The sequence below is a fragment of the Butyrivibrio sp. genome, assembly GCF_015056685.1.
Lineage (GTDB): Bacteria > Bacillota > Clostridia > Lachnospirales > Lachnospiraceae > Butyrivibrio.
The window spans coordinates 47,502-59,412 of the sequence record NZ_SVFW01000015.1; the positions used below are offsets into that span (position 1 = coordinate 47,502).

Sequence of the window (11,911 nt, forward strand, 5' to 3'; positions counted from 1 at the left end):
GGCGACCTCCTTTTAGCTAAAATCCGGCCTTGTGGCCTCCAATCTGTACATTTCTTTGTATGGAAGTGCCTGCTTCATACAGATCCATGCCCTTGATCACAGAATTTTTACCGTAGCGGTCCTTGATCTCATTTACAGACTGGAGGACCTTTCTATCTTTTTCCATTACAGACGGGTCAACAAAAAAGCTGTATTGCTCAAAACATTCGTCCAGGACAGCATTGGCACTGACATTTATCCGCCTTATGGGCACATCTCGCATGGCCGACCTGGTATAAAGCTGCACAAATGCATCCATAAGTATTCTGTAAGAGTTGGTTGTTACCTGCAAAGTGGCACTTACTCCGGTGGGAGGAAAGGTTTCAGCACTGTATCCAATGAAAAGTGAGATATTGTTGCTTACCACATGGGCTGCTGTCATATCAAGGGAGAGCTCATCAGCCATTTCCTTTACTATGATCAGCGCTTCATCGAAGTTATAATCCCGCATGAGCACCTGTCCACAGGATAAAGATTTGGACCGGGACTGGTAGTTTTTTATATCCTTCATTGTGCAGGATTCCCGTCCCCAGGCATGATCAATGATGTATTCTGCATTAACGCCGAATTGCTTGTACAGAATGCTTTCCGGAAAGTGAGCTATGTCTTTTTGGGTGTACATACCAAGAGAATTGAGGTGGCGCTGCGTTCCGGGGCCAATTCTCCAAAAGTCTGTAAGCGGGCGATGGGTCCATAGACGCTGTTTAAAAGTGTCTTCGTTTAATTCGGCAATAAAGTCCGGTGAATGTTTAGCAAGGATATCAAGGGCTACCTTGGCGAGGTACAGATTAGTACCGATACCGCAGGTAGCCCTAAGTCCCAGCTTTTCTTTTATGTCGTTCATTATCTTAAGGGCCAGATCATGAGCGGATAACCCATAGAGCCCGAGGTAGTGCGTCACGTCAAGAAAAGATTCATCGATGGAATATACATGTATGTCCTCTTTTGAAACATAGCTGAGATATATCTCGTAGATGTCGGCAGAAATATCGATATATCTCTTCATTCTGGGAGTTGCGATTATATAGTCAAGGTGCTTGGGAATCTCATGGATCCTGCAGCGGTTTTTTATTCCAAGGGCTTTCATTGCCGGGGTGATGGCAAGGCATATAGTGCTCTTGCTCCTGTCCTTGTCAGCGACGGCAAGGAGCGTGGTCATGGGGTCCAAGCCTCTGTCTACGCATTCTACACTGGCAAAAAAGCTCTTGAGATCTATGATGAGATAACAGCGATCATCCGGTTCTATGATCTTGAAATTATTGTCCATAGGCATATCCTTACTTTGAAATCGAATATATGTTCCGAACATATGTTGGGTATTTTTATAATACCCCTATCGAACAAATGTTTCAATCGAACAGATTATAAAATTTTTGTTACAACCAGTACAATCAGAAAAATGCCGTAGAAGTCCAATAAAATGTACTGTACTTTTTATGACTCTACATATCTGCAATTATAGTACCATCAGAAATAAGAACTTTAACTTATTATTTGGAATTGGTAGAGATCAGTGTGTTTAAGGAGGGATTTGTTATGGATCAGGCGTATATGACTTATAGGGAAATCAGGATAGCAGAGAATAAGAAGAGAAGACTGAAAATAGTAAGAAGGCAGCGTTTTATGCTGGGGGCGGTTATAGCAATACTGGCTGTGATAGCCGCATTTATCGCATCTACCCTTGTGACAGAAGCTCGTTCCGAAGCTGTTAAATATAAATACTATACATCTGTCACGGTGCATTCGGGAGACACCCTGGAGAGTCTTGCTGATGAATATATTACTGAAGATTACAGAGACCATACGTCTTATATAAGGGAGGTATGCGGAATAAATAATCTTGAAGATGCAGATTCAATTGTTGCAGGAGAGTGCATTATTTTACCGTATTATTCAGAGGAATTTAAGAAGTGAACTACTAGTTAAAAAGAATTAAATTATTATTATAGTTTTCTAAACAGGGGTCACAGGACCGGGGTCTTCGTATAAACTATACACTATGAAAAGAAAACTTTTTGCACTAATATTTATACTTTGTCTAACTGTAAGTAATTCTGTTCAGCCGGGTAATGTTTCTTATGCAAAGACAGAAGAAAGCCTGGCTGAATGGAATTTTGCGGCTTTTGGACAGGGAGTTTCGGGTAAAGAAGAAAACTCAGGATTTAAATTAAATGACGATGGCTCTGTCACTGTATGGAGTCTTAATGGGAAAGGAAAGATTGTTCCGGCTAGTACAGATGGTCTTTCTTTTTATTATATTCCAATTCCTGCCAATAAGAATTTTACTCTTACAGCAACAGTAAAAGTTGATTCCTGGACCTTTACTAATGGCCAGGAAGGCTTTGGCCTTATGGCTGCAGACAGAGTTGGGGAACATGGTGACAAAAGCTCATTCTGGAATAACTCATATATGGTTATGGGGACTAAGGTCGAATATTATTTTGACCCCTTGAAGGGTGAAGTTGTAAATGATGGAAATTTTGAGAAAATTACAATGAAGAACGGTCTTGGTGCACAGGAGAAAAAAGGTGTTACCAAAGAAAATCTTTCTTTATTTGAATCAAATGATACAGCTACGGTCAATCAGTTCTTTTCATCAACCATGTACACTCTTGAGAATTCCTGCGCGAGAAAGGGATCAGGAGTATACAATCTTTGGGAAAATGAGAAAACTGGCGCTCAAAACACTATTGATGATTCAAAATCTGAGGTCAGATTACGTATTCAGAAAAATAACACAGGTTATTTTTTGAGCTACCTCGATAATAAAGATAATGTTTTTTGCACACAAAAATTCTATGATCCAGAGGCACTAGAGCAGCTGGATGAAGAAAATGTCTACGTAGGATTTTTTGCTGCCCGCACTGTGACAGCAACTTTTAGTGATATAGATATTTCCGTTACTGATCCTAAAAATGATGCGCCGGCAGAAGAGAGGCCTATCACCTATGTAAATCCTGATTACAAAGTTGTTTCAGCCCCATATGCAAATTCTGATCTATATTTGTTAGAGTATGTAGGCAATGCTGACGGGTACCTTACTGTTACAAACTCATACGGAGAAAAGCTGCTTGATGAACAGGAAGTAATTGCAGGTGAGACAGTAGGCATTGAAACAATGCTTAAGGAGGGTATTAATTCCTTTAAAGTTTCTGTAACGCCTTTAGAGGATTATTTACCTGATAATGATGAATATAAGCGTCTTTCGTCATATGAGACGAAAGAATTTAATTATGCAGTGAAATATGAAACTATAAATAACGATGATAGTATATATGTCTCACCGGATGGTACACCTGAGGGAGATGGAAGCATAGGAAATGAAGTAGATATTTATACTGCTGTTAAATATGTTAAACTGGGACGGACAATTGTTCTGCAAGCAGGAGAATACAGTCTCGATGAGACAGTAACTGTGTATAGGGGAATCAATGGAACTGAAGATGCTCCTATAAATATGATGTCTGAAGGTGGAAGGGCGATATTTAATTTTAACAGTGCATGTGCCGGCTTTGTTTTTGCAGGTGATTACTGGCATGTTAAAGGAATAGATTGTACTCATTCAGGTAATGGGCAAAAGGGAATACAGGTCTCCGGAAACAGCAATATTTTGGAAGATGTGTATGCTTATGAAAATGGTAATACCGGCATTCAGTTAAGTAGATTTTTAAACAGCGACAATTATGAAAATTGGCCCTGTGACAATCTTATTACTAATTGCATTTCATATGGTAATGCAGACTCAGGTTTTGAGGATGCTGATGGTTTTGCTGCCAAGCTGACCGTTGGTGATCGAAATATATTTAATGAGTGTATAGCTTATAACAATGCAGATGACGGCTGGGATCTGTTTGCTAAAGTTGAAACCGGAATCATTGGAAAGGTCACAATCCAGAATTGTGTGGCTTTTTCTAACGGATATGGACTTGATGGCTCAGAACAGGGAAATGGCAATGGATTTAAAATGGGCGGATCCAATATGCCTGGCCAGCATATGCTGATAAACTCTGTTGCCTGGGGAAACAAAGCAAAGGGAATCGATTCTAACTCCGGCCCGGATATTCAGATATATGACTGCAAGTCTTTTAACAATGGTGCTAACAATGTGGCTCTTTACACGAATAGCACACAAGATACAGCTTATTATGTGGACGGGCTTATTTCCTATAGGACTGAGAACAAGGATGTTGATGAAAAGATAACGCCTGGAGGGACTCAGAATAACGAGGATATCTATAGAAATAATAATTTCTTCTGGATAAGAGAACAGTCAAGAAATGCTGATGATGTAATAATTGAAGATGACTGGTTTGAATCCCTTGAGGCACCGGTAGCAGATGTTAATGATCCTTTAGCTGTGGCTATGAATATGAGGACAAGCGAGGGGAGTATTGACCTGGGCTCCTTCCTAAAACTCAGCGCCAAGGGTACTTCTGAACTTGAAAATGCAAGCAAAGCTGTGGAAGAAAGCAGTGAAGAAATCTCATTAGATTCGGAAGAGGTCATTCCCGAGAAGGAAGAAGAAATAAAAGCTGAAACGGAAGAAAATGTGGATAATACCACAGAAGAAAAGAGTCCGCTAGTGCCTATAACAATAGCAGCAATGCTTATTTTGGCAGCTGCAATAGTAATAATTAAAGGGAGCAACACGTAAGTGTTATGCTCCCTTTTTTAGCTCATTAACCAGATCTTTGAGTTTCTCTACAGTTTTGTAGTAATCGTACCCATGAACCTTAATATGTGTATCTATATCTTCGGCAATGTATCCGTTTTTACCACCGTTGCATGTAAGAACAATATAATTTAACTCTTCCCCCATAAGATACTCTCCCCAAACAATAAAATCCTTAGACCTATTTTAACCGAATCTAGGGAAAATAATTATAAAAAAACTATAAAAAAAAGAATCCGAGGAAATTTTATTGCCATTTCCACAATGCGATTCGTATATATTATTGCAATCAAAAATACACGATAAGGATGGTGAAAGTATTATGGGAAAGTTTATTAAGATCTTAGCTGGTATAGTTCTTGCATTATCGATGGCATTGAGTGGAAACCTGATGTCTACGAATGTATTGGCGGCAAATGACGCTGCGCTTTACATAAGTGGCGCGAGATTTTTAACTGCACTTCATGGTCAGGCTGATGATAATAGCGAGATAGTCGTAGCCCTTTATGAGAAAAATGGTGAAGACATTGCCTATATCAACGACGGAATATCTCATGTGTACACCGATTATACTCAATCCAATACGACAATTAATGGCATTGGTGCTGTAGAGAGATATGCATTTGAAGGAACACTGGTATTAAACTTCTTTATGGCAGGAGATATTCCATGCCTCATGACAGATGAAGGCAAGATTTATGCTTGTGAGTATCTGAATAATTATTATGTGACACAGATACAGAATCAGGATTAATAAGTTAATAACAGGCCTCTCATTATTAAGCTGTCATTTCAGGTGGTAAATCTGGGATGGCAGCTTTTCATTGCTATTTACGAGCTTGGCGATTGATTTTGTGGATGATAAAATAATAATATCAAAACGTCATATAGTAGATTCAAAAGGAGAACGTCATGTTTGATCCACAGATTCTAAAAGATATATTCCCTACATGTAATAATATTCTCATGATTTTTGGCTGTTGGTTTCTGTTTAAGAAATGTGGTGTTAAAAGAATATGGGCTTTGATCCCTTTTGCCAGAGAGTATCACATGGCTCTATGTGCCGACAAAGAGAAAGAGGGAAGGGTTTTTGCCGTAACTACATTTTTTTATTATCTGATCATGCTGACCCTGCTTGTTCTTGATGGGCCGGAAGAAGTTGAGCTGCTTCTTTTAATTCCGCTTATAGCCTTATATGTAACAAATGTTATTTATACGATCAGAATCTATTTAGGGCTGATCAAGATGTTTGGACTTAAAAAGAAGTGGATAATACCACTGATCATTTTCGATGGCCCGGTACTAATACTTTGGGGAGTGGCTCCAAAGTATGTGCCTGAAAAAAAGGTAGTCCAGGTCGCTAAAAATGGTGCAAAAGAGCTTGGAAAGAACATTGTGGCTGCCTCGGAAGGACTTACGGTCAATATTACGGAGAGGACAGTCATAGACTTTTTTAGGAAAAAGACTCTGCTTAAAGACATACATATGGCAATACCAAGAGGACATATGGTACTTCTTCTTGGAGGGTCAGGAGCAGGAAAAACAACTCTGTTAAACGCAGTTACAGGCTATGAAAAAGCCGATGCCAGCGTAATGCTGGATGATAATGATGTATATAAAGATTACCAGAAAATGAAATATGATATAGGTTTTGTTCCTCAACAGGATCTGATGAGAGGGAATGATACCGTTGAAATGACCCTCACAGATGCTGCTCTTATGAGGTTATCTGCAGATGCATCTATTATGGAAAGAGAAAACCGGATCGCAAATATGTTGGACCAGTTTGGGCTTACGGCTGTTAGGAATTCCTTAGTGGAAAAGCTTTCGGGAGGTCAAAGAAAAAGGCTGTCCATTGCCATGGAGTTTATTTCCAATCCGTCTCTTTTTATTCTTGATGAACCTGACTCAGGTCTTGATGGTGTTGTAGCAAGAAGCCTTTTTGAAAAGCTAAGGGAGATAGCGGATGAGGGAAAAATAGTTTTAGTTATAACGCACACTCCTGACAGAGTCATAGATCTTTTTGACGATGTGATCGTTTTGGCAAAGGATGCCACGAGAACAGGGCGCCTTGCCTGGTATGGACCGGTAAAAGAAGCCTATGAGTTTTTTGGCAAAAACTCAATGGAGGAGATACTTCTTTCCATAAACCAGAAGGATGAAGGCGTAGAAGGAAAAGCTGATGAATTTGTTGAGAAATATGCTGATCGCATCAAAGAAAAGGTGGGGTGACTTTCGATGAAAGAATACAAAGTCAGACATAGAGGAAGGTTTTTCCAGACACTTATTTATCTTGGAAAGTTCTTCAGAATGTTTTTATTCCAAAATGACTGGAAGGTTCTGCCCATGGCGGCAGTGATCGCAGGGCTTGTCGCATTTTCTGTAGGGCAGAATATTTACAAGACCATGGAGGGTACTCTTATGGGTACCTTTGCTATTTCCTGTATATGCATCTGGAATGGATTCTTTAATTCAATTCAGGTTATCTGCAGAGAAAGAGCTATAGTAAAAAGAGAACACAGATCAGGCCTTCACATAAGTTCCTACGTCGCTGCACATATGATATATCAGGCCTTTTTGTGCATACTGCAGGTTGTTATAACAATTGGAGTATGTATGCTTATGAGAGTGGAGATACCGCATAAAAGCCTGATAACCCCTTGGGCAGTGGTTGATTTTGGTCTGACACTTTTCCTTATAACTTATTGCGCAGATATGTTGGCGCTTTTGATCTCAGCTTTTGCCAAGACGACTACAACAGCCATGACTATAATGCCATTTCTTTTGATCGTACAGCTGTTGTTCTCAGGAGCATTTTTCAACCTGCCGCAGGAAGCTATGCCACTTACCAATCTTACAGCTACCAAATGGGGACTGACAGCTCTTTGTGCACAGGGTGAGTATAATTCACTTCCAATGGTAAGTGTATGGAACAGCGCCCTTAAGATGAAGGATGTGGAAGTTGAAGGAGAAAAGCCTCTTTTGACCGTTTTCAGGGAAATAGAGTCCAACAATATGAGGGATGATCTTTTGATGAAAACCGGCGAGCTTAACCAGAATCATGATTATGATTTTGATCCCGCGATCGTATTAAGATGCTGGATATGGCTTTTGATGTGGACAGTAGTCTATGTGATCCTTACAGTTCTTCTTTTGGAGTCGATTGATAAAGACAAGAGGTGAAAAAAAGGATATAGTAAATAAAGGGACAAAAACAATATAAAATGGGTGGAGATTAAAATGATCAGACGTTCACAGTACAGATGCAGTTTCAAATTGCTTACAGCAGATATCTTACCGGACAACATTATAGAAAGATGTCAGGATCAGTTTAAAAAGCTTATAAGAGAGGGGAGAGTCTGCAACGCCTCTTTTTACAAGTATAACAGCATGGGATTTCTTTATCTGGAAGAGATAGTTGATGATTACAGTGAACCATATCTTTCAGTGGATCAGTATATGTATGATCTTCAGCCATATTTAAAGCCATGGCCGGAGGAGGATGGCGACAGATATTTTGCGCCTATGATCAATGTCTATTATCACCATATTCCCGAAGAAGACCTTGAAAAATGGGAGCTTGAGCGCACTACGGATAAAAAAGAACGTGTAGGGCGAGTTGCTTTTGTTTTTCCCAAAAAGCTCCCGTCATATGTAATGCATCACACAGCAATAGTAAATGAAGGCCTCCTTAAAGGGGATAAGTATGCATATATATCACTTCATGAGAATCTTCTTTTCTCATATTATGAAGAACCCAGAAATAATGTGAATATCAAAGGGGTGGACGAAGAGTCTGTTGTCATAAATGACTGGCTCAAAGCTGACCCGGAATCTCATTTTGATCGTGAGAAGGGCAGAGGAAGCAATTTCCTTATTATTCCTTGTCTTTTCACAGTGGACAGAGTGGATGATCTCCAATAATATTCGAAAAGATATTGGCGCGTTGGTATGAATGAATTGGTAAAAAGAATTTTAGATACAAATACACCAAAAGGAACAGCTTCCTTGTGGTGGCTGGGGCAGATGGGGCTTATTGTAAAGATGGGAGATACTGTGCTCTCTATAGATTATTATGCAACGCCGGATCCTTCCAGACAGACTGAGCCGCCAGTTCCGGCCGGGGAACTTGAGGGAATTTCAGCTTTTTTGGGGACTCATGATCATCTTGACCATATAGATCATGAAGCCTGGAGAATATGGGCTAAAACCAACCCAATGGCGAAGTTTGTTTTTCCCAGAAAGCATATGGAAAGCGTTCTTGCGGATGGGATTAGTGCTGATAATGCGCTAGGGCTTAATGATGGTGAAAAGATAAAAGTGGGAGATGTGACAATAACTGCTGTTGCAGCATCTCATGAATTTTTGGACAGGGATCCTGAGACTATGCTTTATCCGCATCTTCAGTACATAATTGAGGGTAACGGAGTAAGGATCCATCATGCAGGTGATACAGTCCGCTACGAGGGAATGCTTGGAAAAGTAAAGGCTTGTGGCAAAATAGATGCCCAGCTTCTTCCAATAAACGGACGTGATTCAGTGCGTTATAGGAGAAACTGCATAGGTAATATGACCTATCAGGAGGCCGCAGACTTTGCAGGTGATTGTGAAACAGGACTTGTTATCCCGGGCCACTGGGATATGTTTGCGGACAACAGTGCTGATCCAAAAGAGTTTTGTGATTATATTGAAATAAAATATGGGGATAAGTTAAAGAGCCTTATCCCCAAGGTTATGGAACATATTGTAGTTAAAGGGTGATCCCTTTTTCAACTATTTACAGGATCTTCTTAATTTTAAAGAATGTCAGACTGCCAGCCACAATAAGGATACTCAGTCCGATGATGACAGGGTAGCCTAAGCGGGATTCAAGCTCCGGCATATATTTAAAATTCATACCATACCATCCGGCTATCAGTGTAAGAGGCATAAAAATAGTGGTAACCACTGTGAGCACTGTCATGATGCGGTTCTGCTTAACATCAAGCTGTGACTGATACAGATCGTTGAGCTGGATCGTATAGTCACGAAGATGAGTTGCAGCATCATAAAGTCTGTCAACGCGGTTAGAGAACATGTGGAAGTATCTCAGGTTTTCTTCACTGAAAAATCCGTTTTCGTTTTCTTCCAGCTCCTGACCAAAGTCCTGTAGCTGTTCATAGTGGATTCGAAGATCTCTTATGTCACCGCGGATTTCGTTGTTGCGTTGCATATGGGCGTCTTCAGCGTTTTCCATGATCTCTTTTTCTATATCATTAAGCTCGCGCTCGTAAAGCTGCATAAGCTGTAGATCGTTATGAATGATCTGCTCAAGGAAATCATAGAGAAATCTCTCAAGAGAGGGCTTGCGCCATTTTTTGTTCTGCTTAATGCGTTTTACAAGATTCAAAGCGCTTTTTCCCTGGTCTATGAATACTATTCCGGTTTCATCAAGAGCAAAAGAGAAGCTTTCCGGCGTTTCGCTGCCGGTTGATTGTACCGGCAGGCAAAACGTTCCTGTAAGAGAATCATAGTTGACATCGGCTTTAGTGGTAAGAATATCATCGCTGTTCATATCAAAATCAATACCCATGTCAAAGTTCTCGCTTTGTTCCATCCACTGCTCAGGGGTCAGGATCGCAACATAGGGTGAATCTGCGTCATGGCACTGTTCTGCGCTACATTCTTCTAAAGTGTTCTTTATCAAATAATACATTTCTCTCTCCACATAATTATTCTTTTCCGCTCCAGCAGTATGTGCAAAGCTTGCATGGCTCAAGTGGAATAGCCTCGATCATATCATCCAGTCTGTGGTAATGAAGTGAAGTAAAATTCAGTTCTTTTCTGATCTCTTCGAGCATTGCCTCGTACTGAGGTGAATCAGGATCGGTGTATTTTCTAACAGTTTCCTCGTTTGGAGAAGGGTAACCTTCAAGTTTTTCGATCACACGTCTTGTGATAAGCTCCATCTCTGAATTTGAACGGGAGAAGTTGAGGTATTTGCAGCCGTAGATCAAAGGTGGGCAGGCAGGACGAATATGAACTTCGCTTGCGCCGCTCTTATACAGGAATTCCGTGGTTTCTCTAAGCTGTGTTCCTCTTACGATTGAGTCATCAATAAGAAGAAGGCTCTTGTTTTTAATGAGTTGGTTAACCGGGAGGAGTTTCATTTTAGCTATAAGGTCACGTCTTGACTGAACAGTTGGCATAAATGATCTGGGCCAGGTAGCTGTGTATTTTACAAAAGGTCTCGAATATGGGATTCCTGAAGTGTTGGAATAGCCAATAGCATGGGCCACACCCGAATCCGGAACACCTGCAACAAGGTCTGGATGGATGCCGCGCTGCATATCACGCTGAGCAAGCTTACCACCACAATTATAACGCATTCTTTCTACATTTAGTCCCTCATATGTTGAGGCAGGAAATCCATAATAAATCCAAAGGAAGGTACAGATCCTCATGTCGCCCATTCCCGGAGCAACGATTTCAACAGATTCAGGTGTGATAAATGCAATTTCAGCAGGTTCTAGTTCTTTATAATGGGTGTATCCAAGATTTAAATAAGAAAAGCTTTCAAAGCAGACGCAGAATCCTTCGTCCTTATGACCAATCTGGACAGGAGTTCTACCATAGCGGTCTCTTGCAGCATAAATGCCTTCCGGTGTCATCAGAAGAAGAGACATAGATCCTTTAATTATAGCTTGAGCGTAGCGAATACCTTCTACGATTGTAGATTTCTGATTGATAATAGAAGCAACAAGCTCTGTAGGGTTGATATCACCGCCACTCATTTCAAGAAAATGTGAGTGATTGTCGGTAAAGAGCTTCTTGGTTATTTCTTCGATGTTGTTGATCTTGCCAACAGTAGTGATGGCATATGTTCCGTGATGTGACCTTACGATAAGTGGCTGTGGTTCAAAATCTGAAATGCTTCCGATACCAAGATGCCCTTCCATCTTGAGCATATCGTCTTCAAACTTTGGTCTGAAATATGACCTCTCGATATTGTGGATAGAGCGGTCAAATCCTTTCTTTCTGTCATAAACGGCCATTCCGGCGCGTCTGGTTCCTAAGTGTGAGTGGTAGTCAGTTCCGTAAAACAAGTCAAAAACTGCGCTCTCACGAGATGCTACTCCAAAAAATCCTCCCATGGAAACCTCCTAGAATATGAGTTTTAAATATGTAATTCCGGAAAGTATCATATCACAAGCATGGGGA

11 protein-coding genes are annotated in these 11,911 nt (G+C 40.5%); 7 read left to right on the forward strand and 4 right to left on the reverse strand.

Features of this window, described 5'->3' with window-relative positions; translation table 11 throughout:
* Window positions 1–16 precede the first annotated feature (16 nt).
* Window positions 17–1,306: a Y-family DNA polymerase gene (locus E7303_RS07190; protein ID WP_292144519.1), complete on the reverse strand. Its 1,290-nt coding sequence runs from the start codon at window positions 1,304–1,306 to the stop codon at window positions 17–19.
* A 269-nt stretch (window positions 1,307–1,575) separates the two neighbouring features.
* Between E7303_RS07190 and E7303_RS07195 the strand changes: the two genes are divergently transcribed.
* Together E7303_RS07195 and E7303_RS07200 are read left to right on the forward strand one after the other, a co-directional pair.
* Window positions 1,576–1,953 (forward strand): hypothetical protein, encoded by a 378-nt coding sequence (locus E7303_RS07195; protein ID WP_292144520.1) that lies wholly within the window; start codon window positions 1,576–1,578, stop codon window positions 1,951–1,953.
* 85 nt (window positions 1,954–2,038) lie between these two features.
* Window positions 2,039–4,693 (forward strand): hypothetical protein, encoded by a 2,655-nt coding sequence (locus tag E7303_RS07200; RefSeq protein WP_292144521.1) that lies wholly within the window; start codon window positions 2,039–2,041, stop codon window positions 4,691–4,693.
* 3 nt (window positions 4,694–4,696) lie between these two features.
* Here E7303_RS07200 and E7303_RS07205 read toward each other — a convergent pair whose 3' ends face one another.
* The gene (locus tag E7303_RS07205; protein WP_292144522.1) at window positions 4,697–4,858 is read right to left on the reverse strand and encodes a hypothetical protein; all 162 of its coding nucleotides are present in this window, start codon (window positions 4,856–4,858) and stop codon (window positions 4,697–4,699) included.
* Window positions 4,859–5,033: 175 nt separating this feature from the next.
* Between E7303_RS07205 and E7303_RS07210 the strand changes: the two genes are divergently transcribed.
* The 5 genes from E7303_RS07210 (at window position 5,034) to E7303_RS07230 (ending at window position 9,472) form a co-directional block, all read left to right on the forward strand.
* Complete coding sequence (locus E7303_RS07210; RefSeq protein ID WP_292144523.1) at window positions 5,034–5,465, forward strand: hypothetical protein; 432 nt, start codon at window positions 5,034–5,036, stop codon at window positions 5,463–5,465.
* Between the two features lie 158 nt (window positions 5,466–5,623).
* Window positions 5,624–6,943, forward strand: coding sequence for an ATP-binding cassette domain-containing protein (locus E7303_RS07215; protein WP_292144525.1), 1,320 nt, complete (start codon window positions 5,624–5,626; stop codon window positions 6,941–6,943).
* A 6-nt stretch (window positions 6,944–6,949) separates the two neighbouring features.
* A complete protein-coding gene (locus tag E7303_RS07220) occupies window positions 6,950–7,894 on the forward strand; it encodes an ABC transporter permease (protein WP_292144526.1) in 945 nt (314 codons plus the stop codon).
* Between the two features lie 57 nt (window positions 7,895–7,951).
* Window positions 7,952–8,635, forward strand: coding sequence for a hypothetical protein (locus E7303_RS07225; protein ID WP_292144527.1), 684 nt, complete (start codon window positions 7,952–7,954; stop codon window positions 8,633–8,635).
* Window positions 8,636–8,662: 27 nt separating this feature from the next.
* Complete coding sequence (locus E7303_RS07230; RefSeq protein WP_292144528.1) at window positions 8,663–9,472, forward strand: MBL fold metallo-hydrolase; 810 nt, start codon at window positions 8,663–8,665, stop codon at window positions 9,470–9,472.
* Between the two features lie 16 nt (window positions 9,473–9,488).
* On the opposite strand, the gene E7303_RS07235 is transcribed toward E7303_RS07230, so the two are convergent.
* Together E7303_RS07235 and E7303_RS07240 are read right to left on the reverse strand one after the other, a co-directional pair.
* Complete coding sequence (locus E7303_RS07235; RefSeq protein ID WP_292144529.1) at window positions 9,489–10,406, reverse strand: magnesium transporter CorA family protein; 918 nt, start codon at window positions 10,404–10,406, stop codon at window positions 9,489–9,491.
* A 16-nt stretch (window positions 10,407–10,422) separates the two neighbouring features.
* Window positions 10,423–11,844 (reverse strand): amidophosphoribosyltransferase, encoded by a 1,422-nt coding sequence (locus E7303_RS07240; RefSeq protein ID WP_292144530.1) that lies wholly within the window; start codon window positions 11,842–11,844, stop codon window positions 10,423–10,425.
* Window positions 11,845–11,911 lie beyond the last annotated feature (67 nt).